A 24,988-nucleotide genomic window follows, 5' to 3' on the forward strand; every position below is an offset into this window, starting at 1 on the left:
GCCGATCCGGAGGCGACTCAGATCCAGGGCGGCGCATAACGGTAGAGAGCGGACAGCATGAGATCGAGAAGATCCGCCCGTCGGGCACTCATGACCGCTGCTGGCGTACGGACACCGGAACGGAAAGTCGATTCCATGACCCCGACTCCACCCTCGACGACCCAAGCCGACCGGACCACCTGCGGGTGATCGAAAGCGACCCCACCCGGCCCGAGCCGGACGGCACCCGCAGCGTCCACCCGGCAAACGTGCCCCCGCCGCCCCGCAACCCGCTGCGTCGATCCGACCGGGTCGCCCAGGCCATCGCGGAGGCCAGCGTTCGCCGGCAGGCCGCCATCGCCGCGTACCAGGCCGCCCGAGAGTCAGCCGGCGAATGACCGCCCCGTACCGGCACCTGACCACCGCATGAAGCCGCTCGCGCCTGCGCCCAGGAAGCCATCTACCGCGCAAGCCCACGTCTGCCCCACGACCCGCCGACCCCTGGGGCGGCGCAGGGCACCCAGCACCGCCGCTCACCCCACGAAGCTGGGCCATCCCACCACCGATCGTCGGACCGGTCACCCGACTGCCCACCGGCCTGCCGGTGTCGGGTAGGCGACCGGGTGCGGGGGTGCCGTGGCGGGAGTGGCAGTTGATGATGAGAGGGTGACGGGTTGGAACTGGGTGAGGGTGCTCGGCGGGGTCGGGGTAGGAGTGGTCCTGGGTGGCCTGGCGGTGTTCCTGGTGGTGGCCGGACTGGACGACGCGGACAAGTACGCCAGTGTGATCGGGCTGTTCGTCGGTATCGCCGCGCTGTCCGCGACGGTGTGGGGAATCGTGTCCGGCCGACCCGCCCCTGGCCCGCCATCGCCGCAGGCACCGGTGGCGGGGCCGCAGCGAGTCGAACGGTTGGACGCCGGCCGTGACGTGGATGTGGTTGACACGGTGCGCGGCAACCTGCGGGTGGGAACCGCGCCGCCGTCGGTGACCACCCCACCGGCTGGCCCGGCCGGACAGATGCCGGGATCGGTGCCGCCGGTGGTGCCGGGCGAGCAGGAGGTACGTGATGTGCGCGCCACCGGCGCGATCCGGATCATTCGCGGGGTCGACGGCGACGCGGACATCAGCTCGTGACCCTGCCCATGTGGCCAGGGCCGCCGGGGTCGGCGGGGGCGGCGCCTGAGCCGGCGAGCGGGTCGGGGTCGACGGGTGGTCAGCGGCTCGACAACGTGGTCGTGTTCGGTGATGTGATCATGGTGTCGGGGGTGGGCGGCGACGTCACGATTACCACTGCTCGGCCGCCGTACCGGGCGGAGGCGTTCCCCACGACGGTGGAGACGGTGGCCGTGGAGCAGGCGCGGCAGCGTCCGAGCCAGCTGTTGTTGGCCCAGCATCGCGTGGTGCCGTTCGTCGGACGTGACAGCGATCTCGCCGAGGTGGCGCAGTGGATGGGTCGGCCGGGTGGGGTGCTGGTGCGGCTGCTCCACGCTGCCGGAGGGCAGGGAAAGACCCGGATGGCGGGGCATGTCGCCGACGCGTGCGCGCAGGCCGGGTGGACGGTGTGGCGGGTGCTGCACGAGCCGGAGTTCACCGGCGGCTACCGGATGGACCTGCCTGCCGGCGGTGGGCTGCTGGTCGTCGCCGACTACGCCGACCGGTGGCCGGTGTCCCATCTACAGAGCCTGCTGACCCACCTGAAGAGCATGAACGTGCAGGCCGGCGTCACGGTGCGGGTGTTGCTGCTGGCCCGCTCCACCACGGCATGGTGGCCGGCGCTGCGCAACCGGCTGCGCAGCGACCACCAGGTCGAGGCCACCAGCCAGCCGCTGCCGCCATTGGGGGAACAGGTCGACCGGGGGGTGTTGTTCCGGCAGGCCCGTGACCGGTTCGCCACCGCAATGGACGTCACCGACGCCGACCGGCTCCGACCGCCGCCGAACCTGGCCGAAGACGCGTTCCGGCAGGTGCTGTCCGTGCACATGGCGGCCCTGGTCGCCGTCGACGCTCACCGCCGCAACACGACAGCGCCGACCGGGCCGCACGCGTTGTCGTCGTATCTGTTGGACCGCGAGCGTGACCACTGGTACGCGCTGCACCACCGCCCGGTCGAGCCGCGCCAGACACCACCAGAGGTGATGGGCCGCACGGTGTATCTGGCCACCCTCACCGCCGCCGTGCCCCGCGACACCGCCACCGACCTGCTGCACCGGGTCGGGCTCACCGCACCCGCCGCCACCACGATCATCGACGACCACCGGTTCTCCTACCCACCCGAGGACGATCGCACCGTCTTCCAGGCGTTGCAGCCCGACCGGCTCGGCGAAGACCTGATCGCCCTGTCCACACCCGGCCACCGGCACACCGGAGACGAAGACGGCTGGGACAGCGACGACTGGGCCGCTGCCGCCGTCGAGCAGCTGCTGCGCTTCGACACCGATCCGCCGCCGTGGGCAGCGCACGCCGTCACGGTGCTGGTGGAGACTGCCCGCCGCTGGGACCACGTGGCCACCGACATCCTGTACCCCGTCCTGCGCACACACCCACACCTGGCTCTGGCCGCCGGCGGCACCTCCATCACCCGACTGGCCACCATCCCGGGTGTCGACCGCGATGTCCTTGACGCCATCGCCGGGGTTCTGCCCACTGACCGGCACGTCGACCTGGACATCGCCGCCGCCGCCATCACCACCGCCCTCACCCCGCACCGGCTGGCCGCCACTACCGACCCCGCTGCGCACGCCCGCCTACACGCCACCCACGCGTGGCGACTGGCCAACGCCGGCCTCCGCGACCAAGCCCTACCCCCCGCCGAGGAAGCCGCCGGTATCTATCGGCGGTTGGCGGAGGTGAATCCTGCCGCCTACCTGCCTGACCTTGCGGGGTCGTTGAACAGCCTCGGCGTTCTGCTGTCTGAGTTGGGTCGGCGGGAGGAGGCGCTGGTTACCAGCGAGGAGGCTGTCACGATCCGTCGGCGGTTGGCGGAGGTGAATCCTGCCGCCTACCTGCCTGACCTTGCGATGTCGTTGAACAGCCTCGGCGTTCGGCTGTCCGGGTTGGGTCGGCGGGAGGAGGCGCTGGCTCCCGCCGAGGAGGCTGTCACGATCCGTCGGCGGTTGGCGGAGGTGAATCCTGCCGCCTACCTGCCTGACCTCGCGGGGTCGTTGAACAACCTCGGCGTTCTGCTGTCTGAGTTGGGTCGGCGGGAGGAGGCGCTGATTCCCAGCGAGGAGGCTGTCACGATCCGTCGGCGGTTGGCGGAGGTGAATCCTGCCGCCTACCTGCCTGACCTCGCGGGGTCGTTGAACAACCTCGGCGTTCTGCTGTCTGAGTTGGGTCGGCGGGAGGAGGCGCTGGTTTCCAGCGAGGAGGCTGTCACGATCCGTCGGCGGTTGGCGGAGGTTAATCCTGCCGCCTACCTACCTGACCTCGCGACGTCGTTATGGGCGTACGGGTGGGTGTACGTGAACGTGAAGGCCAACTTCGTCGAGGCGCTGGAAGCGACCACCGAGGCGATCACCATCTACGGGCCTCTGGCCGAACAGCTGCCGGCCGTGTTCGCCGAGCGGCTGTTCGCCGCCTACCAGACCCTCGCCGATATCCTGGACGGACTGGGCCGGGCCGACGAGGCCGCAGAACTGCGCCAGCAGCTCGACGCGGCTACCGGCGGTGGCGCGGACCCAGGGTGACGGTTGTTTCTGCTTCGACTCCAACCCTCGACGAGGTAGGAATTCATAGCGACGTCTGTCGAAAAGCCCGGCACGGCGCAAAGACCGGCGAGAATCGTCGGCGCTTGCTCAGCGTAGTTCCCCGTGGCGCGGGGAAGGACGGCGTGCGGGGGTATCCGTAGGGTGGTGGGCGTGAGCGATGTGACGTTTGCCCGCCTCGGTGCGGAGGCTGCTGGCGGGTTGATGGATGAGCTGTGTGAGGTCTACGCGGACGCCTACGGGCAGGTTCCTGGCGAGGACGCGACGGTCAAGGTTGACGCGTTCCGGGGGCGGGCCACGGCGGCGCTGGGTGCGCGGAACTACGAGCTGGTCACCGCGCGGGCGGGGGACGAGCTGGTGGGGTTCGTCTTCGGGTACAGCCTGCGGCAGGACCGGGACTGGTTCGCGGGGCTTCAGCCGGCTCCGGAGGAGGGGTTCACCGACGAGCGGGGTGGCGAACGCACGGTGGTCCTGGCCGAGATCGAGGTACGTAAGGCATGGCAGGGTCGGGGGATCGGGCGCGGCCTGCATGATTCGTTCCTGAGGGGACGGCGTGAGGAACGCGCCACGCTGTCGGCCAACCCTGCCGCGACCGGTACTCATGCGCTCTATGAGGGGTGGGGCTGGCAGCGGGTTGGTGTCGTTCCTGGAGGTCCCGGTGCTTATTACCGGGAGTACGTCAAGTTTGTGCGCCCCCTGCGTTAGGTGAGGGGTGGCGAGCGGTAGGCGTTGATTGCCTGGTCGAGTTCCCGTACCGCTCGGGTGCGCTTCCACGGGTCGAGTCCGCGCCGCAGTTGCTGCACTCGCTGTTCGATACGGCGGGTCGAGTTCACCGAGGTCAGCTCCACGACTTCGGAGATGGTCTGGCAGGCGACACCGATGTTCTGCTGTTGCGCGAACGCCTCCGCGCGATACAGCAGGCGGAACGAGCGCTCGTGGAGATTGCCTTGGTCGCTGATCTTGAGGGCTTTCTCGGTTGCTGCCATGATTCGATCAGCTCCGTCGAACTTCAGTGCGTTCTGGGCATTGGTGGCCCAGTAGAAGGACTCGTCGTAGAAGTACCACCAGGACTGGCTGGGGCTCTGGTCGGCCAACGCTGCTTGCAGGGCGGCGTACTCGCGGTCGAGGGCTTGTTTGGATTGGTGGTTTTGGTTGTCGGCGGTGAGGGCGCGGACGGTGACGTCGGCGGCGTAGGCGCGGGCGTAGGGGCTGCTGGTCTGGTCGGCCCAGGCAGAGGCGGCTGCGGCGTGGTCGATGCCGATGCGGGGTTTGCCTTGCCAGGTGGCGAGGTGGCTCATGGTGCAGAGGATGTAGGTGACGAGTTCGACGGCGCGGGCGTCGTGGGCGGCGGTGCGTGCGTCGTCGTAGAGGCGTTGGGCGGTGTGGTAGTCGCCGGTGTTGAAGCAGAGCCACCCGGCGAGTTGGGTGAGTTCGGCGTAGGTGGCGATGGCGTGGTCGCGGTGGGGGCCGTGGGGTGCGGCTTTGGCCTGTTGTTCGGCGAGGCGTCGGTAGGCCAGGGCGGTGGGGAGGGTGGCGGCAGCGCCGAGGACGTCGCCCTGTTTACGCAGGTTGGGCATCATGGCTTCGCAGTGCGCGAGGGTGGCCGGCTCGAACCGTGCGGGATCGGTGAGCGTGGGTGCGGCGGTGGCGCTGTCGGTGAAGCCTGTCAACTCGGTCAGGGGCGCTGTCGCGGCGACGGCCAGTGCGGCGGTGAGTTTGCCGAGGAGGTCGCGTCGGGTCTGGGGGTGGGGTACTCGTTGCATCCACATGGTGATGACCTGCGCCAACTCTGCGAAGTTGACCTCCTCGGGTCGGCGGTACAGGCCGGCGGCTTCCGCTTGTGGCGGGGCGTCCGCGTCGGCGTTGGGGCGTCGACCGAGCAGGTCACGAAGCAGGATCTCTGCCTCGCTGGGCACCATGATTTCACCTGCGAGCCCGGGTTTCACCCCCTCGGTCGTGACGGGAGTCGATGCGGTGGCGGAGTCGAGGTGGCGGAAGCTCGGTAGGTCGGCCAGGAGGTCGGCGACGCTGCATTCGTAGAGTTCGGCGAGGCGGGCCAGGTTGTCCTGGGAGGGTGAGTAGCCGCCCTTGCCGGGCCAGATCTCCCAGTACGAGAAGCTCTTGAACGACTTGGGTTCGTTGGGCCAGCGCTGGTTCCATTCCTCGGCGGCTTTCGCCTGGCTCCATCCGCGAACGACGCGCAGCGCGACGCGGGGGTTGAGGCGGAACCTGTCGCGGAAGACGTCGGCGGTCTCGACCCATGTTCTTCCCGCTGACCGTAGTTCGGCGGCGAGGCGCGTTTGTTGCTGCCGCAGGCTTTCGGGATTCCCGTCGGTCATGTGCGGCCCTTCCGCGTCAGCCGTGCCCGTCGATGCTGCTGCACCACCGTACGCAATTCGGGCCGTCTATGTAACTTCCCCGCGACACGGGGAATCGGCGGTAAGGAAATCTCCCCACGATCACAGGTGGCGGCATGGGGACCACGTAAATGATCGTGGATGCCGTTGCCGAGCGACCGTGGTTCCGCGCCTTCTGTGCATTGCGAAGGAGGCGGACCTGCGGTGGTGCGGGAGGTGTTGTCCGATGCCAGCGTCGAAAGGGGTGGACGTGACGATCCACCGAAGGAAGTGGTTCATGCCCGCGCCTGATCTTGCCCAGTCGCTGACCGGTGCTGCCGCTGATCATGAGCGAGCAGCGGCGTACTTCTGGTCGTTCCTGCTGCTTCGGGGTGTGCGGTTTCTTCCGCGGCGGCTTGCGGCGGTGTTCTTCTCGACGGTGGTGGAGTTGATTGCGCGTGGGGGTGATCCTGCTGCGTATCGGGCTGGGCTGGTGGTGTTGGGCCGGTTGTACCAGCGGTTCGACCTGCTTCCGGGTGATGGGGCGGTGGTCGCGGCGGCGGTGGTGGATACGGTGCGGCGGTTCGCGGGGGAGTCGTGGGGGTCGGAGTCGGCCCGGGTGTGGGAGCAGGGCTGTCTCCGGGTGCTGGGTTTGGCCGAGCAGTCCGCCGAGATGCTGGGCGATGGTCCGCAGGTGACGTTCGGTGTGGTGGAGTCGGTGGTGTCGGCGGGTGTGGATCTTGCGGTGGTGTCGGTGCGTCCGGTGGGGCGGCTGCACTTCGTGGCGGGGGAGGCGTTGCCGGTGTGTTCGCCGCGGTTGCCGGGTCGGTGGCGGTGGTTGTCTCCGGCGAACGCGCCGCGTGTGGACGGGACGGTCGAGTTCCATGTTCGTGCCATTCCCGGTGGTGCCGTCTCACCGGTGCTGGTCGGGCAGGTGGCGGTGGGGGAGTCGCTGTGGTTGGGGCCGCCGTGTGAGGTGGGCCTGTCGGCGGCGGTGGCCGGTGACGCGGATCTGCTGTTGGTTGCCGGGGGTACGGGGCTTGCGCCGTTGCGGGCGGTCGTGGAGCAGCTCGCGGTGTCGCGGGTGCGGCGGCGGGTGACGGTGGTGGTCGGTGCCCGTGACCTGCCGGCGCTGTGTGAGATGGCGGGGTTGGAGGGGTTGCGGCGGGCGTATGGCGGTTGGTTGTCGGTGGTGTTGGTGTCCGGTGATGAGGGTGTTGATCCGTTGGCGGCGGGTGGTTTGTTGGGTGCGGTGTTGCTCCACTATGAGCCGGGTCGGGCCGTGGTGGTGTGTGGTCCGCCGCAGTTGATCGAGGAAGCCCGTACCTGGTTGCTGGTCGGTGGGGTGGCCTCTGAGGATCTGCGTCTGGCGGTGACGTTCCGGCATGGCTTCGACGTGGTGTCGTGGGCGTCGCGGCAACGTCACGCTGACACGGTGGTCGCTGAAGTGGCCGGCGGCGAGGCCGGGGAGGATCGTCGGGCGGGGGATGTGCCGTGACGCGGGTCGTGGTGTGCCGGGCGTCGGAGGCGGACCTCGACGTGCTGGCGCCGCTGGTGGCGCAGTCCCTGTCGGTCGGGCCGGTCGGCGGCTGGTTGGTGCCGGAGGCCACCGAGCGCCCCCGGGTGCTGTGGCGGTATGCGCGGTTGTTGGTGTCGTGGGGGTTGCGGCACGGCCAGGTCGACACGACGGGGGATCGGTCGGTGGTGGCGGTGTGGTTCCGGCGGGTGGAGGTGCCGGTGCCGTCGGCGGGGTGGATGTATGACCTGCACCGGACGCTCGGCGTGTATGCGTCGCGGTTGGCGTTGTGGCATGCGTATCTCGATGCGGTGGTGCCGCCGGTCCCGCATGCCTACCTCGCGCACCTCGCCATCCGTCCCGGCCGCGAGGATGCGGCGCGGGTGTTGTTGGCCGCCTGTCACCGGGTTCTCGACGCGGAGGGGCTTGCGGCGTATGCGGAGTGCCCGGGTGGTCGTCCTCGGGAGGGCGTGTTGGCCGGGTGCAGCTATGCGCCGAGGTCGCCGATCCTGCTGGAACCGGGCGGTCCGGCCCTGTGGCGGATGTGGCGGTCCGCCCCGGACGCCGGCCGGTCGTGTGGCGGGTTTCCTCCTCGGGTCCGGTTGCGTCGTGGGGTGACCTTGCTGCGTGGTCGGGTTGTCCCTGCGCGACCTGGTCCATGTTGACCGTGCCCTGGTAGGGCGCTTTCCCGATTTGTAGCTGGTGTTGGCCGTGTGGCCCGCCGGTCGTCCCTGTGCACCCGTTTTCCGAAGGAGGGCTTGCCTCATGGTGGCTGTTGTCGATCGTCCGGTGGTCATGTTTCCGCCGCGTCGGCGTGAGTTGGGTCGCTGGCTACCGCCCTGGCTGACCCCCGCCCGTTCCCGGCCTGTCACCCCCGACAGCTTGGACGGGGAGGGTGTGGGGTCGGAGGCGGATCTGTGGGGGTATGCGATCCGGCGGGAGTGGCCGGACGGTGCCCATGATCTGTTTGGGTTCACGTCGCGTGCGGATGTGGCGTTGCGGCGGTTGGACCGGGATCGGGGTTACTGGCGGGGTGGGCCGGTGCGTCCGACGGCGGTGTTGCTGGTGACCGCGAGCGCCGACGAGGTGGTGGCGCATCCGGTGCGGGGTTGTCGGAAGTCGTCGTGCCCGGACTCGTTGCAGTGGGGGCAGCGGTGACGCCGTATGCGCAGGTGGCGCTCGCCCGGCGGACGATGACCCCGACCGGCTTGTCGATTTTCGGGGCGGCGGCGTCCGCGCCGATGGTGGTTCTCGCTGGTGGTCTGGTTACCACGTATGCCACGACCCGGGTGACCGCGTTGCCCCTCACCTTCGTCCTGGTCGCGGCCGTGGTGGCGCTGCTGATGGTCGGCTACACCGCGTTGGCCCGGCAGGTCGGCCATCCGGCGGCCTACTACGGCATCCTCGCCCACGCGGTCAGCCGCGGCTGGGGTGTGGCCGCCGGCGTGGTCGCGCTGGTCGCGTACACGGGGATCCAGACCAGTCTGTACGGCCTGTTCGGGGCGACCCTGGCCGCGCAGCTCGGTGGCACCTGGTGGGTGTGGGCGGGCATCGCCTGGGTGGTTGTCGGGGCGCTCGGGGTGCGGGCGATCGTGCTGTCGACCTGGGTTCTCGGTGGGGTTCTCGCGGTGTCGTTGCTGGTCGTGGGGCTGTTCGTCGTGGCGGGTCTCGGTTCCCCGGCCGATGGTGCCGTGTCGTGGGAGGGGTTTCACGCTTCCGGTCTGGCGGTCGGGGGGATCGGTGGGGCGGTGGCGTTGTGTGTGGCCGCGTTCATGGGTGTCGACGCGCCGGGTTCGTTCGTGGAGGAGGCGGTGGATCGCCGGTCGATCGGCCGCGCGACGATCATGGCGGTTCTTGTCCTGGGTGGCGTGTATGCGGCTGCGGCGTGGGCGATGGGTGTCGCTGTCGGCCCGCAGACCGTCGCGACCCGCGCTGCCGATCCGTCGGCCGGGCTGCCCTTCAGCATCCTTGAACCCGCCGGTACGGCGTGGGTGGGTGTCGCCGGTGTGGTGCTGGTGTTCGCGATCGTCACGTCGATGCTGGCGTTCCACAACGTGATCGCCCGGTATGTGTTCGCGATGGCCCGTGAGGGTGTCCTCCCGGCTGGTCTCGCCCGGACCGCGAGCGCGACTCGGGTCCGCGCGCCGCGTGGTGGCTCCCTCACCCAGTCCGGGGTGGCTGCTCTGGTCGTGGGGGCGTTCGCTGTCAGCGGGGCTGATCCGGTGGCGGTGATGTTCACCTGGCTGTCGACCCTCGGCGCGTTGGGTCTGCTCTGCCTGCTGCTCGCCGCTTCGGTCGCCGCGCTGGCCGCTCCACCGTCCGTGCGGGGTGAGCGGGCCGGGGTGTGGCAGTGGAAGGCCGCACCCGCGTTGGGGGTGCTCGGCGGGTCGGTGGTCCTCGTCGCGATGGTCGGCAACGTCGGTTCCCTGCTCGGGGCCGTACCCGGGTCGCCGTATCCGTTGCTGCTGCCGGTGGTCCTCGCCGCGACCGCCACCGCTGGCGGCATGTGGGCCGCGCACCTGCGCCGCACCCGACCTGACGTCTATGCCGGTATCGGTCACGGCACTCCGAAGACCCATGCCGTGCCTGACGCCCTTCACATTTCCATCTGAGCCCTGAGGATCAGCTCGACTATGAAGACCTACACCGTCCGCACACCAGTGGCGCCGGGTTACCGCAGCAGCAGTGATCCGCTGGACCCGGCCTGGCGACCCGAACCTCCGCGACTGTCGGCACCGCCCGGCCCTCGCCGACCGGCAGACCACCAACCCCCGCCAGATCCCCGCCTGATCCAGCCGCCGCCTCCGGACTACCGCATGCCCGACGAGCGACCGTACCGCCGGGACGTCCCCGTCCACGCGGCCCCGCCCGAGCAGACCCCGTCACCCTCCCCACAGCAGGGGGAGCCCGACGGCGGGGTGTCGGTCGAGGCCCGCTGGTGGGCGGATCTGCGGCAGCAGGTGGTCTACCGGGCGAAGCGGTTGAACACCGGGCACATGTTCGAGGCGGACCAGCGGTACGGGCAGCGTGACGCGCTCGGTCCGCACGGGGTGATGCTGTTCTTCGTCTCCGAGGCCCCCGCCCAGCCGCACGGCTACCAGCTGCACACCGCCTACCGGCTGTGGCTGTCCTCCCCGGAGTCGCAGCACCTGCCCCGCCTCCTGGCCGACCTGACCGAGGTCGTCGCCGACAGCATCACCCGCGCCGGGGCGGCCGGGCGGCGGTGGCATCCGGTGGGGCCGCAGGGGTCGATGGTCAACGGCGGTGACATGACCCTGCCCTCCGGTGCCGTCTACGTCGGGGTGGGGGTGACCACCCTCGACTCCGACCAAGGGCGGTGGCAGCAACTCGCCCGGACCCTGCGCCACCCCGACGACCACCGCCGCCGCTCGGTGTTCGACCTCAAGGGTCAGTGCTACGTGCTGCTGACCGACGGGACCGCTCTGCACGTCGACCGGGATCCGCACGCCCCGATCGGCGTGGACGGTGTCCGCTGCACCAAACCTCTCGACCCCGACCGCAGCACCTACTACAACCCGCATGAACACCTCACCGACCAGGGTGACCCGATCACCCGTGACACCTGGGCGCAGCTGACCCGGCTGCACCACACGCTCGCCGGGCACCTCCTCGCGGGACATCCCGCATGACCCCCACCCCGGTGTCTGCTCGTCGGTGTGGGCTGGCCGAGGCCGCGGATCTCGGCCGTACGCCGGTCGATGTCACTGCGGTCCTGGACCACCTGGTCGCGCAGGCGGACACGGCTGCGCCGACGAGCGTCGGTTTCCCCGGCGCGGTCGACCTCGACCACCGGGAGGTGATGGCCCGGCTCGGCCACCGGTTGTGGAACAACATCGGTGACCCGACCGATGTCGGCGGCACCGCCCACACCCGGGTCCTCGAACAAGCCGTGATCGCCTGGCTCGCCGACACCCTGGCCATGCCCGCCGACGACCGGTGGGGGTACGTCACCACCGGCGGCACCGAAGGCAACCTGTCCGCCCTACACACCGCCCGCCGCCGCCTGCCCACAGCCCGGATCTACTACTCGACCGCCGCCCACTACTCGATTCCGAAGATCATCGACATGCTCGGCGCCCGCGGGGTGGCCGTCGAGGCGGGTGTCGACGGGGAGATGGACTACGCGCATCTCGCCGTCCGGGTGCGCCGGCACCGGCGGTGGCCGGCGATCGTCGTGGCCACCGCCGGCACCACCATGACCGAAGCCGTCGACGACACCACCCGCATCCACACCATCCTCAACGAACACCAGGTGCCGGGCCGGCACGTGCACGTGGATGCCGCCCTGTCCGGGATTCCCCTGGCCCTCGACGGGCGGCTGCGTCTGGACGACGACAGCGGTGTTGGCAGCATCGCGGTGTCCGGGCACAAGTTCCTCGGGGTGCCGACGCCGTGCGGGGTGGTCCTCATCCGCGACAGCCTCCGCCGCCAGGCCGCCCCCGTCGCCTACACCGCGACGCTCGACTCCACCATCACCGGGTCGCGCTGCGGGCTGGCCGCCGCCCTGCTGTGGCACGCCATCGCCACGCATGGGCGGGAGGGGCACCGGTGGCGGGTCAGCGAAGCCCGCCGCCTCGCCACCTACACCGTCGACCAGTTGACCGCCGCCGGCTGGCCCGCCTGGCGACACCCCCACGCCTTCACCGTCGTCCTGGCCACCCCACCCCCCGCAGTACGGGCCAAATGGCTCCTCGCCACCGATGCGGACATCAGCCACCTCATCTGCATGCCCGGCGTCACCCAAGGCCAGATCGACGCCTTCGTCACCGACCTCACCGACACCACCACGCCGGCCGGCGATCCCGACCCAGGTGACCCCCACCTACCGAGGCCGATTCCCCGCCCCCGCCGAGCACCTGCACCCGCCGCCGGCATCGGTACGCCCTGACCCGCTGCCTACCACCCTGCCGTCCCGCCGTCCCGGCTTCCCCGCATCCCGGCTCCCGCGTCCCGACTTTCGGAGCCCTGACCTTCCGAGCCCCGGCTTTGCGCGTCCCGGCGCACCTGCCCGTCGCTGCCCGAACCCCTCGACCGATCCCTTGCGGAGGCGATCACTGTGGCCACCGGCTACGTCTTCCACCCCGAATACCTGTGGCACGACACCGGCACCAGCGCCGGCGTGCTCCCCGCCGACCCGACCGCCGGTGTGCAACCTGCCGTGCACATCGAGAACCCGGAGGCGAAACGCCGTACCCATGAACTGATCCACCTCTCCGGGCTCCTGGCCGAACTCCTCGTCGTCGAACCCCGACGGGCCACCATGACGGAACTGCTCCGGGTGCACACCCCCGCGCACGTGCAGCACATTCGCGCGCAGAGCGACCTGCGCGGGGGAGGCGACGCGGGGGACGGCTTCTCGCCGGTCGGGCACGGCAGCTACGACATCGCCCGTCTCGCCGCCGGTGGCCTGCTCGCTCTCGTCACCGCCGTCGCCGACGGTGACATCACCACCGGGTACGCCCTGACCCGCCCGCCCGGACACCACGCCACCGCCGACACCGGCATGGGCTTCTGCCTGTTCAACAACCTCGCCATCGCCGCCCGCCACGCCCGAACCGTCCACGGGCTGGCCCGTATCGCGATCGTCGACTGGGACGCCCACCACGGCAACGGCACCCAAACCATCTTCTACGCCGACCCCACCGTCCTGACCATCTCCCTGCACCAGGCCAACTGCTTCCCACCCGACTCCGGATGGACCCACGAAAACGGCACCGCCCAGGGTGCCGGACACGCCCTCAACGTGCCCCTACCTCCTGGTAGCGGCCACGCCGCCTACCTCCAGACCATGCACCAGGTCGTCATCCCCGCCCTCGACCGCTTCGGCCCCGACCTGATCCTGCTCGCCAACGGCGTCGACGCCAACGTCTTCGACCCCATGGCCCGACAGATGCTCACCACCGCCACCTACCGCCAGATGACCCGCCTGCTCGTCGACGCCGCCGACCGGCTCTGCCACGGCCGACTCATCGCCGCCCACGAAGGCGGCTACAGCCCCTTCTACACCCCCTACTGCGTCCTCGCCGTCCTCGAAGAACTCACCGGCACCACCACCCGCATCACCGACCCTTACGCCACGATCGTCGCCGCCTACACCAGCGAGCCTCTGCAACCCCACCAGCAGGACGTCATCGACGCCGCCGCCGACCTCGTACCCCGTATCACCGCGCCCGCCACCACGCCCACGCCCTGACCACCCGCCGGGCCTGGTGCCGCTGTGGCCGGGCCGTTCGGTGTTTCCCCTGCCCACCTGTCTTGCCGAGGACCGACCTTCCAGATGGCCCGTACCTACACCCCCGAACTCATCGCCGCCGCCGTACGCCAGGTCGACGCCGTCCGCGCGACCGGACAACGCGGCCCGATCAGCACCGTCGCCCGGGAACTCCGCCTCGACCGCCGGCTCCTGCAATCGTGGGTGACCAAAGCCCGCGCCCATGCCGCCGCAGCACCCGCTGTCCCGGCCACCGACGTCCCGGTCCTGCTTCCTGACGGGCTGCTGCACTGCGGGTTCTGCCGGCAGCCGATGACGGCGGTGTTCACCTGCGCCGGGCTCGTCTACGACTGCCCACCGCCGTGCCGGCGGCCCGTGCTGAACGCGACAGCTGTCGCCCACACTGTCGGTGAAGTGGTGCTGCGGCACGCCGCGCACCTGGTGCCCGCGGTTACCGATCCCAAGGGGGCGAGTGCCGCCGCCGGTCATGCCCACCGGCTGATCACCCGGGTCACCGCCGGCACCGACCCCGGCGATCTGCGGATCACCTGGCCCACCAGCCGGCCACCTCGACGCGTCCCACCCGGACACCTGCACCTCGCCCGCAGGCTCACCGGCAGTGACCCGCAGCGCACCCGCACCATGCTGCGGAACATCCTCGCCGGCATCGACCCCGCCGGCACCGCCACCGAGGTGTTTCATGCTGACGCCGCACACCTGCTCGCCCCGCTGTTGCACGGCGAGGCGGCGGTCCGCTGGGCCGACTACGCCCACCGCAGCCTCACCCACCTCCACGGCCCGACCGACCCGCTCACGCTGGCCGCCGCGCATACCCTCGCCACCGCCCACCGCCGGGTGGGCCATCACCAGCGCGCGTACCACCTGCTGCGTGAACTCGCCGAGCACCTGGCCGCCACCGCCGGACCCGACGCGCACCCCACCCTCGCCGTCCGCGCCACCACCGCCCTGGTCCTGCACGACCTCGGCCACCACCACGCCGCGCGGACTCTGCTCACCGACACCATCGGCCGCCACCGCCGCCACCATCCCGGACACCCCGCCACCGCCCGCATGACCGAACACCTCGACCGGCTGTGGCACCACCACACCACCCACCCCGACAGCAACCCAGGAGCAGCAGTGAATCCTTCCCACCCGGTGGTGCGGGCATGACCGTTCCGGACACGGCCGTACGCGGCAGGAAGACGGACGGACAACAACCCGACGTCCCCTCCTACGACCGGAGGCCCCCGCTGACGATTCCGCTGCCGCCCCTGCGGGGGTATCAGCGGGAGGCGGTCGAGGCGATCGTTGAGGGTGCCGCCCGTGAGGGTAGGGGACAGGTGATCGCCGCCTGCGGGACCGGGAAGACGTTGATCGCTGCGCATGCGGCGGTGCGGTGCTGCCCACGAGGCGTGGTGGTGATCGTGTGTCCGTCGCTGGCGCTGATCGGTCAAACCCTGCGGGTGTGGCGGCCCCTCGGGGCGCACACGGCGGCGGTGTGCAGTGACGCCTCCGTCGCTGAGGTCGCCGGTCACTCCGATCCGATGACCTGCCCGGTGCTGGCCGACACCGACGAGGTCACCGCCTGGCTGCACCGTGCCCCGCCCGGGCGGATGCGGCTGCTCGCCGTCACCAACTCCTCTGCCGACCGTGTCGGTGCCGCGCTCCTGGCCGCCGGGGTGACCGCCGACCTGCTGATCATCGACGAGGCACACCGTACCGCCGGCCACGCGGGGAAGGCGTTCGCCCGTGTCCATGACGACTCCCGGCTGCCGGCGAGGGTGCGGGTGAACATGACCGCGACACCCCGCATCATCACCGCCCGCGACCGCCCGGGACAGTCGTCCGAGGCGCTGTCGATGGACGACCCGGCCGTGTTCGGACCCGTCTGGCACCGGTACCCGTTCGGCCAGGCCATCACCGACGGCTGGCTCGACGACTTCCGCATCGTCGTCGTCGGCGTCGGAACCCACGACGCCCTCCGCGTCCTCCAAGACACCGACGACGACCGGATCACCGCCATCGGCGAAGCCCCACTGCGCACCGCCGTCGTCCAGACCGCCCTGCTGCGCGCCGCCACCGAGTTCGCACTACGCCGGGTCCTCGTCTTCACCCCCCGCGTCGCCGACAGCCGAGAATTCGCCCGCACCCTGGGCCAGACAGCAGCCCGCCTCCCCGCCGCACAACAGCCGAAGGGCCGGCTCACCACCGGCCACGTCGACGGCCAGCAGAACCTACGCCAACGACAGATCCACCTCGACCACCTCGCCGAACCCCCCGACGACGGATGGACCGTCATCTCCTCCGCCCGCGCCCTCACCGAAGGCATCGACGTCCCCGCCGTCGACGCCGTCGTCCTCACCCGACCCATGCGCTCCACCGTCCAGGTCGTCCAAACCGTCGGACGCGCCCTCCGCCGCAACCCCCGAGGCAGCGGCATCGCCACCATCCTCGTCCCCCTCCTCCTGCCCGACGACCCCACCCGCCTACCTGACGCCGACGACGAATGGATGACCGCCCTGCAGGTCCTCTGGGCGATGCGCGCCCACGACGACACCCTCGCCGCCGACCTCGACACCCGCCACCACCACCGCACCACCAGCAGTCGGCAACCCCAACTGCCCGAACGTGTCCTGCTGCGCATGCCCGACGGCTACCTCACCGACACCCTCCTGCGCGACGTCACCATCCGCATCCTCGACCACGCCACCACCGGCCGACCACCCACCCCACCCACCGAAAACTGGACCGCAGGCCTCGCCGCCGTCCGCGCCTACCGCCACCGCGAAGGCCACCTCGACGTCCCCCGCTACCACCGCGAAGGCAAGATCGACATCGGTACTTTCATCCACAACTGCCGAGGCCGCTACCGCCGCGGCGAACTCACCCCCCACCAGATCCTCGCCCTCGAAGAATGCGGCATCACCTGGCGCGTCTTCGACGCCCGCTGGCAACGACACCTCACCGCATTCACCACCTACCGCCACCGCGAAGGACACCTACGCATACCCCGACACCACCGCGAAGGCGACATCAACCTCGGCAGCATCGCCCACAACCTGCGTAACCAACGCCAACGCAACCTCGTCCCACCCGACCGCATCGACGCCCTCGACGCCCTCGGCTTCCCCTGGGCACGCACGAAGAACCAACAACCACACCCGTGACCACACCAGCCACCGCCCGAAACACCCGGAGCAGCCGATGACCGTGGACCTGAACCTGTCCCTGTTCAACTACGAAGCCGGCGGACTCCAACCCGACGGCACCTACACCTTCACCCCCCTCGCCCACGCCTTCCTCGACGGACCCCACCCCGACCTCCTCATGCTCTGCGAAGCGAAACTCTGGAACACCCGCGGCAAACGACCACTACACACCGCCATGACACACCTCGCCGACATCACCGGCCGCCCCTACGTCGGCGAACTCCACACCGGAGCACTCCCCACCGCCGTCATCTACGACCCCCGCGTCCTGCGCCTCGACGCCGCCGAAGAACCCGAATTCCCCGACAAACGCAACCTCACCCGCTTCAGCCTCCGCGCCGACCCCACCTACCGCCTCCACGTCTACACCGAACACTGGCCATACGCTGATCCGGAACAACGCCTCGCCCGCGCCCGGCTCCTCGCCACCACCGGCACCAGCCCCACCCCCACCCTCATCGCCGGAGACCTCAACTCCACCAGCTCCGGCCCCCACCTCCCCACACCCGACTGGACCCACATCCCCACCAGCACCCGCGACCACAAAGCCCACCACCACAACGGGCAGTGGCACGCCGACACCCGCGCCATCGACCGACTCATCGGCACCTGGAACACCCCCACCAACCAACGCACCAACAGCGCCGGATACCACCACCTCGCCGAACTCGACCCCCACACACCCACCCCACTACCACCCACCACCAACGGCCCCCACGGCCTCCACATCGACTACATCCTCGCCAACGATGCCCTCCTCGACACCGCCACCGTCGTACCCGGCACCTACACAGTCCACATCCCAGCCGACGACCCCACCACCTGGCCATCCGACCACCGCCGCATCAGCTGCACCCTCCGCATCCACCCCACCCACACCACCAGAGAACAGTGACGACGGCACACCACGACGAACGCCTGCCCACTTCGTAGCCTGCCGACCCACCCGGGGTGGCGGCCGGAAGGAGGCCCCACCGGGTGGGCGCACCGCCGCTCGGCCTGGCGACACACCGATTGACCTGGACGGCTACCTCTGGGGCCATGCTGGCCGCACGATGGGTGGGGTGACGATGAACCTGTTCACCGGCAGCGCCCAACCCAGCCTCTTCGGCGACGACGACCCCTCGGCCGACGTCCGAGAGCCGGTGCTGATGTCGCTCAACCCGATCTACTTCGACCTGCTCTGGACCGGCGAGAAGCGCCACGAGTTCCGACGCCGCTTCGTGACCGGCCAGTCGGTGCGCTGGTACGTCTACCTCACCGCCCCGATGGCCCACGTTGGCGCGGTGATCGACCTGGGGCCCGCCGTGGTGGGCACACCCAGCGAATCGCCGACATCGCCGAGTAGGCCCGCGCGAGCAACGGCGCCTCGGTGTTCGAGTACATGCAGGGAGCTGTTCGCGGAGCGTCGCGGCACTCGATGATCCCGGTGCGGGCGGGAAGTGTTCACCGGGTTGACCTTACTGTCGATCTTAGTGGCGTTTTGGTAGCCGGATGTGGTCGAACGAGTGGTGGAAGGTCACGGTCGCGGCCGCCGTCGCGGGCAGCCAGGTGTCAGCGGCGGAGATGCCGAGCCGGTTGAACAGGAGCAGAAGGTGGTGGGTCAATACCTCACGTAGGCTGCGGGTCAGCGCGCCATGCCGGTCGAGCAATCCAAGATCCTCGCCCGCCTGATCGTGGTTTTTCGGCCATTGCGGGGTGACGGCCAGTGGACTTGCGGTCGTGCCGTCGGCTGCGGTGATCAGGCGCTGCATCGCCGCGATGAGCCTGGGGCTTGGCGCGGGGGCGTTCGGCTGGTGCCGGCGCCAGGCAAGAAGCCGCCAGACATCGCCCTGCTGTCCGACGCCTCAGGTTCATCAACTCCACTCGCGGCGTCAGCACTGACATACTGAAGGTGAACCAGTAAATGATCTAGGAACCCTCGGTGGTCACGGAAAGGCTGGAGGTTCCGAACCGCGAAATGGCAATGATTGGGATATACCGGTTCCACATCGCTTGCGCGGCTCTCTGACGAGAGTCGATTTCTGCTGTTGGGGAGCCGCTGCGCCCGGTCTGCGGACCGGGCGAGGATCGCAACCGCGATCGTTCGCCAGGTCGACGGGTATACGTAGAGCGCTGCGCCCGGTCTGCGGACCGGGCGAGGATCGCAACCGCATTGAGGCACAGTGCGATGTGCGGGTAGTTGCCGGGCTGCGCCCGGTCTGCGGACCGGGCGAGGATCGCAACCACCTGACCCTGCTGCACTCGGACGGGCCGGTCGTGGAGCTGCGCCCGGTCTGCGGACCGGGCGAGGATCGCAACGCGGGGTGTATCTCGGCCGCCAGCCCCCGCCGACCAGGCTGCGCCCGGTCTGCGGACCGGGCGAGGATCGCAACGACGGTGGACAGCACGCCGTCGGCCGTCACTGCCGGGGCTGCGCCCGGTCTGCGGACCGGGCGAGGATCGCAACACCCGGCCGGCGTCGGGGTGGGTGCAGGTCCGCACGCTGCGCCCGGTCTGCGGACCGGGCGAGGATCGCAACACCCAGCTCGCCGACGACCTGTACGGCGAGGGCCGGGCTGCGCCCGGTCTGCGGACCGGGCGAGGATCGCAACACGTTGCGCCGGACGTAGGCGTCGTGCAGGCACAGCGCTGCGCCCGGTCTGCGGACCGGGCGAGGATCGCAACCTCGGGTGGTGGTTACTGGTTGTCGGGGGCGGGTGGGGCTGCGCCCGGTCTGCGGACCGGGCGAGGATCGCAACCGGTCCGTAGATGTTCCCGTCGGCGTCGGGTACCAGGCTGCGCCCGGTCTGCGGACCGGGCGAGGATCGCAACGCCTTGATCAGCCCCCACACGACGGTGCTCCGGCTGGTGCTGCGCCCGGTCTGCGGACCGGGCGAGGATCGCAACCGCGCTGGAAATGCACGGACAGGGGGCCGACCGAGCAGGCTGCGCCCGGTCTGCGGACCGGGCGAGGATCGCAACCGCCGGCGGCGTGGTCCCGCACTCCCGTGGGGTGCAGGCTGCGCCCGGTCTGCGGACCGGGCGAGGATCGCAACTTGCCGTGCTCATGGTCGGCACCCTCTGGCGTCTCGGCTGCGCCCGGTCTGCGGACCGGGCGAGGATCGCAACGATTTACCGGAACGCTTTCGACCGGCACAGAAAATGGCTGCGCCCGGTCTGCGGACCGGGCGAGGATCGCAACCGCCCGGTGTCCGGCAGTGCGGCGAGGAGCGATGGGCTGCGCCCGGTCTGCGGACCGGGCGAGGATCGCAACCCCGGCCTCGTCCGCCTCCCGGATGGCCTGGTGAAGTGCTGCGCCCGGTCTGCGGACCGGGCGAGGATCGCAACGCCATCGCCCAGGGCATCGACGACGGAATCTTCGGGCTGCGCCCGGTCTGCGGACCGGGCGAGGATCGCAACCGGGTGTCTCGGTGGAGCTGACCGCCCGCGTGGTGGGCTGCGCCCGGTCTGCGGACCGGGCGAGGATCGCAACAGGTACGCCCGGATCACCGTGGTCCGGTCGATGTCCAGGCTGCGCCCGGTCTGCGGACCGGGCGAGGATCGCAACGGGTCGGTGCGGATCTCCTCGGCCGTGTCCTCCCTGGCTGCGCCCGGTCTGCGGACCGGGCGAGGATCGCAACTCCATGGGGTGCCTCCAGGTACGACGGAGCCCCGACGGCTGCGCCCGGTCTGCGGACCGGGCGAGGATCGCAACGCGGCGGTCTTCTCGCCGATGCCGGGCACCCCGGGCAGGCTGCGCCCGGTCTGCGGACCGGGCGAGGATCGCAACCAGCGCAGCAAGGTCGCTCTGCCCCCGCTCGGCGTGAAGCTGCGCCCGGTCTGCGGACCGGGCGAGGATCGCAACGACGGCTCGGACATGACCCACGAGTGGCGGATCATCGCTGCGCCCGGTCTGCGGACCGGGCGAGGATCGCAACATCGAGTCGCCGAACGCGTTCATTCCCGGCGAGGGGTGCTGCGCCCGGTCTGCGGACCGGGCGAGGATCGCAACCGGCAACGCTTCGGCGAGGAACGCCCGGAAGTCGGCGCTGCGCCCGGTCTGCGGACCGGGCGAGGATCGCAACGGCGCGGCGGCTCTTGGTGGTGTACTCCGCGATGAGGCTGCGCCCGGTCTGCGGACCGGGCGAGGATCGCAACCGGTCCGGACTGCGGTGACTGTCCCGAAGGCGCGGAGGGCTGCGCCCGGTCTGCGGACCGGGCGAGGATCGCAACCGCATGCAGCCAGCCCAGAAACTGGGTCCACTCGGCGCTGCGCCCGGTCTGCGGACCGGGCGAGGATCGCAACCAGATCCTGGCCGGCTTCGGCACGGATGGTGACGCGCTGCGCCCGGTCTGCAGACCGGGCGAGGATCGCAACGAGTAAATATCGTCCCGGATCAATCCGGTCCCTGCGGCTGCGCCCGGTCTGCGGACCGGGCGAGGATCGCAACACGATCCGCCCGGCCGGCACGCCGGACCGCTAATGCTGGCTGCGCCCGGTCTGCGGACCGGGCGAGGATCGCAACTTCGCCGCGTTGAACGCCGACGCCGCGAGGCTGGCAGGCTGCGCCCGGTCTGCGGACCGGGCGAGGATCGCAACTGGGATCAGGAGACGGGCGGCACCCGCTACGTGGATCTGGCTGCGCCCGGTCTGCGGACCGGGCGAGGATCGCAACACGTCCGTCGGGGTGGTCGGCGCGATTAGCCTGATCGGCTGCGCCCGGTCTGCGGACCGGGCGAGGATCGCAACCATGACCAGCGCGACCGCCCGGGTATCCGGGTGCAGGCTGCGCCCGGTCTGCGGACCGGGCGAGGATCGCAACTCCGGGTACCGAACCCCCGAGTCGATGTCGGCCAGCTCGCTGCGCCCGGTCTGCGGACCGGGCGAGGATCGCAACACCGGGACTGCGTTCCGGCTGGCGTCGTCGACCGGGGCTGCGCCCGGTCTGCGGACCGGGCGAGGATCGCAACCCGGCCCCGGCGACGGCGACCAGGACCAGGGACTTCGCTGCGCCCGGTCTGCGGACCGGGCGAGGATCGCAACGTTCGGCTGATCACCCCGACCCCCCGGCCGCGCACGAAGCTGCGCCCGGTCTGCGGACCGGGCGAGGATCGCAACTCTCCCCGAAGGGGTGTGAGCTGCGGAAATGGTCAAGGGCTGCGCCCGGTTTGCGGACCGGGCAAGGATCGCAACTCGGCGGTGGTTGACATGGCACCCTCCACGGTTGCCGGGCTGCGCCCGGTCTGCGGACCGGCGAGGATCGCAACACCCGACAGGTCACCGTGCCGCAGGTCCGGGGCATGCTGCGCCCGGTCTGCGGACCGGGCGAGGATCGCAACACCGCCACCGGCGGCTACCGTTACAACGAGCTGTCGCTGCGCCCGGTCTGCGGACCAGGCGAGGATCGCAACGCGGACAACGTCCGGGCGGTGGCCCTGGCCATCAAGCTGCGCCTAGTCGACGGACTGGGCGAGGTTCGCGGCCTTCCGTACCTACCAGTGCTGCTGGGTACGAGCTGCTCTACGGGCTCAGGAAGGTTCTCGATATCGAGGGCCAGGTCGACACACTTTTGCTGTGGTGACCGTCTGGGCGCGAAAGGAGTCGGTGGTGGCCGCCGACAGGGTTGATGCTCTGTGGTCGGTAGCCACATGGCTCAGGGGATCTGTGACGGTGATTCTTGGGGGTTGTGTATGTCTGGTGTGAGTTCCCTGCGGGCGCATAGTCCTGCTACCGGTTCTGGTCGGTGGCACTCGCTTGCAGATCATCTTCGTGGCACTGCGGTGTTGGCGCGACGGTTCGCTGCACCGTTTGGTGGGGGTGAGGTGGCGTACTGGCTGGGTGCGCTGCATGACGTGGGGAAGGCGTCCTGTGCGTGGCAGGACAAGCTCGCTGTGGTCGGGTCCACTGGGGAAGCGGTGGGTATTGATCACAAGTCGTTGGGGACCAGGGTTGCGCAGGAGCGTGGTCTTGGGCCGTTTGCTGGGGCGATTTTCGGCCATCATGGTGGGCTTGTCGATACTCCGGGGCTTCCTCAGGCGTTGCGGAAGAGGCTGGCTGACGGGTCCGGGGACGTGGCGTCCGCTGAGCGCGAGTTGCCCGTGTTGCTACCCGATCTGCCGCAGGAGCTGGGTTCTCTGGTGCCGGCGGACTGGCGTGGTGATCTACTGGTGGGGGAGATGGCGCTACGCCTGTGTTACAGCGCGTTGGTGGATGCAGACAGTTTGGACACTTCCGCCCATTTTCAGGGGTTGGCCGGTCCTCGGGTGTCTGCGGATGCCGACTTCAGTCATCTTTACCAGAGATTCGAGGGTCGACGTCGGGCGGAGATCGCCGGACGTGGTGGCTCGCCGATCGCGGCCTTGCGGGAGCAGATCTACGCGGATTGTCTGGCGGCGGCTGAGCGCGAGCCGGGGGTGTTCCGCCTTGGTGCGCCGACCGGTGCCGGTAAGACGCTGGCGAGTGGGGCGTTCGCACTGCGGCATGCGGAGAAGCACGGGCTGCGCCGGGTGATTGTGGCGGTCCCGTTCCTCACCATCACCGAGCAGAACGCCGCCGTGTACCGCCGGCTGTTGGACGAAGAGGGTGGTGAGCCGGTTGTTCTGGAACACCACAGCCAGGCCGACTTCGATGATCCGGACGCTGGCCGGTGGGCACGGCTGGCGGCGGAGAACTGGGATGCGCCGTTCGTGGTCACGACCTTCGTCCGGCTTTTCGAGTCGCTGTACGCGCGTAAGCCGTCGGCGATGCGTCGGGTGCATCGCCTGGCCAACTCGGTGATCGTGTTGGACGAGGTGCAGGCGCTACCGCATGCCATGCTCGTGCCGATCCTCGATGGTCTTCGCCTGCTCGTGCGGCACTTCGGGGCGACCGTGCTGCTGTCCTCGGCGACGCAGCCGAGCTTCTGGGCGTTGGAGGAGTTCAAGGACGTCCCGTGCACCGATCTGATCCACGACACCCCGAGACTGGTCAGTGAGCTGCGCAGGGTGCGATACGAGTGGCAGCTCGACCCGCAGCCGACGCTGGCGGATATCGCCGACCAGGCGGCGGCAGAACGGTCGGCGTTGGTGGTGGTGAACACAACGGCGGACGCGAAGGCGGTGTTCGAGCGGTGGAACGACGCTGCTCAGGAAGGAACGGTCTGGCACCTGTCGACCCGGATGTGCCCGGATCATCGACGGCGGGTGCTGAATGAGGTGCGCGCGCGACTCGACGAGCACGAGCGGGTCCTGTTGGTAGCCACGCAACTCATCGAGGCTGGGGTGGACGTCAGTTTCCCGGTGGTGTTCCGGGCGATGGCACCGGCTGACTCCCTGTTGCAGGCGGCCGGGCGAGCCAACCGTGAGGGCCGGATGGCCGGCGGCGGTCGGGTGGTCGTCTTCGCACCGCAGGACGGCGGCCAACCACCCTCGTACAAGACGTTGGTCGGCTGTACCGGCCGTCAGTTCGGACCGGACAAGGCAGACCCGGACGACGTGGCGGCGCTGGGACGCTACTACCGCAACGTGTACGACATGCTCAACCTCGCCGACGGCCAGCACGTCGGGAAACGCATCCAGTGCGCCCGGCAACGATGGGAGTTCGAGACCGTGGCGGACGGGCCGATGGACGCGAGCACCGGGCGGCGGGATCGGAAGCTGGCGTTCAGGATGATCGACGACGACGCCATCAACGTGGTGACCCCACAGGGCGCAGAAACCCCCGAGCTGCGCCTTGAACTGGAGGAGGCCATCGTCGATCTACGTCACGCACCGGTTCCAGATCTGGCGAAGCTACGTCGTTTACAGGCCTACACGACGAACCTCCACCCCAGCGCTCTACGCCAACCCGGCGTCATGGCGCTACTGCGACCGATTCTCGGCACCGAGGTACGGCGAGGCGCGCTGGTCGAGTGGATCGGCGAGTACGACCCCGCCACGGGGATCAACCTCGACCCGAACATGGAGCAGTTCGTCTTCTGACGGTGGCTAGGTCACCAGGTGAGCGCGCCACGCGCTCACCTGGTGACCCAATCAATCCATGATCTTGT

At 69.9% G+C, this 24,988-nt stretch carries 17 protein-coding genes and 1 CRISPR repeat array; of the genes, 15 read left to right on the plus strand and 2 right to left on the minus strand.

Annotated features, from left to right (window positions below; all coding sequences use genetic code 11):
• Window positions 1–185 precede the first annotated feature (185 nt).
• From GA0070623_RS29450 to GA0070623_RS29465, 4 genes are all read left to right on the plus strand, one after another.
• A complete protein-coding gene (locus tag GA0070623_RS29450) occupies window positions 186–377 on the plus strand; it encodes a hypothetical protein (protein ID WP_067304562.1) in 192 nt (63 codons plus the stop codon).
• A gap of 268 nt (window positions 378–645) precedes the next feature.
• Complete coding sequence (locus tag GA0070623_RS29455; protein ID WP_157517482.1) at window positions 646–1,113, plus strand: hypothetical protein; 468 nt, start codon at window positions 646–648, stop codon at window positions 1,111–1,113.
• Between the two features lie 101 nt (window positions 1,114–1,214).
• Entirely contained in the window at window positions 1,215–3,665 is a 2,451-nt protein-coding gene (locus GA0070623_RS29460; RefSeq protein WP_231932593.1) for a tetratricopeptide repeat protein, read from the plus strand.
• Between the two features lie 171 nt (window positions 3,666–3,836).
• Complete coding sequence (locus tag GA0070623_RS29465) at window positions 3,837–4,388, plus strand: GNAT family N-acetyltransferase (RefSeq protein ID WP_067315742.1); 552 nt, start codon at window positions 3,837–3,839, stop codon at window positions 4,386–4,388.
• Here the strand turns inward: GA0070623_RS29465 and GA0070623_RS29470 are convergent.
• Window positions 4,385–6,022 carry a helix-turn-helix domain-containing protein gene (locus tag GA0070623_RS29470; protein WP_067315739.1) on the minus strand — a complete coding sequence of 546 codons (1,638 nt, stop codon included), beginning with the start codon at window positions 6,020–6,022 and terminating at the stop codon, window positions 4,385–4,387. The genes GA0070623_RS29465 and GA0070623_RS29470 overlap by 4 nt on opposite strands.
• A gap of 262 nt (window positions 6,023–6,284) precedes the next feature.
• Here GA0070623_RS29470 and GA0070623_RS29475 point away from each other — a divergent pair, with 262 nt between their 5' ends.
• The 10 genes from GA0070623_RS29475 (at window position 6,285) to GA0070623_RS29525 (ending at window position 18,403) form a co-directional block, all read left to right on the plus strand.
• A complete protein-coding gene (locus GA0070623_RS29475) occupies window positions 6,285–7,517 on the plus strand; it encodes an FAD-binding oxidoreductase (protein ID WP_231932594.1) in 1,233 nt (410 codons plus the stop codon).
• Window positions 7,514–8,200: an N-acetyltransferase gene (locus tag GA0070623_RS29480; RefSeq protein WP_231932595.1), complete on the plus strand. Its 687-nt coding sequence runs from the start codon at window positions 7,514–7,516 to the stop codon at window positions 8,198–8,200. Before GA0070623_RS29475 ends, GA0070623_RS29480 begins: the two co-directional genes overlap by 4 nt.
• Window positions 8,201–8,728: 528 nt before the next feature.
• A complete protein-coding gene (locus GA0070623_RS29490) occupies window positions 8,729–10,147 on the plus strand; it encodes an APC family permease (RefSeq protein WP_089004389.1) in 1,419 nt (472 codons plus the stop codon).
• A 204-nt stretch (window positions 10,148–10,351) separates the two neighbouring features.
• A complete protein-coding gene (locus GA0070623_RS29495; RefSeq protein ID WP_231932596.1) occupies window positions 10,352–11,185 on the plus strand; it encodes a hypothetical protein in 834 nt (277 codons plus the stop codon).
• Complete coding sequence (locus GA0070623_RS29500) at window positions 11,182–12,444, plus strand: histidine decarboxylase (RefSeq protein WP_089004222.1); 1,263 nt, start codon at window positions 11,182–11,184, stop codon at window positions 12,442–12,444. Before GA0070623_RS29495 ends, GA0070623_RS29500 begins: the two co-directional genes overlap by 4 nt.
• Before the next feature lie 168 nt (window positions 12,445–12,612).
• On the plus strand, window positions 12,613–13,749 hold the full coding sequence (locus tag GA0070623_RS29505; protein WP_067315902.1) for a class II histone deacetylase: 1,137 nt from the start codon (window positions 12,613–12,615) through the stop codon (window positions 13,747–13,749).
• A gap of 84 nt (window positions 13,750–13,833) precedes the next feature.
• The gene (locus GA0070623_RS29510; protein ID WP_089004223.1) at window positions 13,834–14,940 is read left to right on the plus strand and encodes a hypothetical protein; all 1,107 of its coding nucleotides are present in this window, start codon (window positions 13,834–13,836) and stop codon (window positions 14,938–14,940) included.
• Window positions 14,937–16,937, plus strand: coding sequence for a DEAD/DEAH box helicase (locus GA0070623_RS29515; protein ID WP_089004224.1), 2,001 nt, complete (start codon window positions 14,937–14,939; stop codon window positions 16,935–16,937). The genes GA0070623_RS29510 and GA0070623_RS29515 overlap by 4 nt, the downstream gene beginning before the upstream one ends.
• Before the next feature lie 37 nt (window positions 16,938–16,974).
• Entirely contained in the window at window positions 16,975–17,874 is a 900-nt protein-coding gene (locus GA0070623_RS29520) for an endonuclease/exonuclease/phosphatase family protein (protein WP_089004225.1), read from the plus strand.
• Window positions 17,875–18,043: 169 nt separating this feature from the next.
• Complete coding sequence (locus GA0070623_RS29525) at window positions 18,044–18,403, plus strand: hypothetical protein (RefSeq protein WP_231932597.1); 360 nt, start codon at window positions 18,044–18,046, stop codon at window positions 18,401–18,403.
• Between the two features lie 48 nt (window positions 18,404–18,451).
• On the opposite strand, the gene GA0070623_RS31275 is transcribed toward GA0070623_RS29525, so the two are convergent.
• A complete protein-coding gene (locus GA0070623_RS31275) occupies window positions 18,452–18,733 on the minus strand; it encodes a hypothetical protein (RefSeq protein WP_231932598.1) in 282 nt (93 codons plus the stop codon).
• Window positions 18,734–19,019: 286 nt separating this feature from the next.
• Window positions 19,020–22,156: a CRISPR direct-repeat array (repeat unit 37 nt; unit sequence GCTGCGCCCGGTCTGCGGACCGGGCGAGGATCGCAAC).
• Window positions 22,157–22,652: 496 nt separating this feature from the next.
• Between GA0070623_RS31275 and GA0070623_RS29535 the strand changes: the two genes are divergently transcribed.
• Entirely contained in the window at window positions 22,653–24,920 is a 2,268-nt protein-coding gene (locus tag GA0070623_RS29535; protein WP_084261587.1) for a CRISPR-associated helicase/endonuclease Cas3, read from the plus strand.
• Window positions 24,921–24,988: the final 68 nt, after the last annotated feature.

This window comes from Micromonospora rifamycinica, assembly GCF_900090265.1.
In the GTDB taxonomy this organism is placed as follows: domain Bacteria; phylum Actinomycetota; class Actinomycetes; order Mycobacteriales; family Micromonosporaceae; genus Micromonospora; species Micromonospora rifamycinica.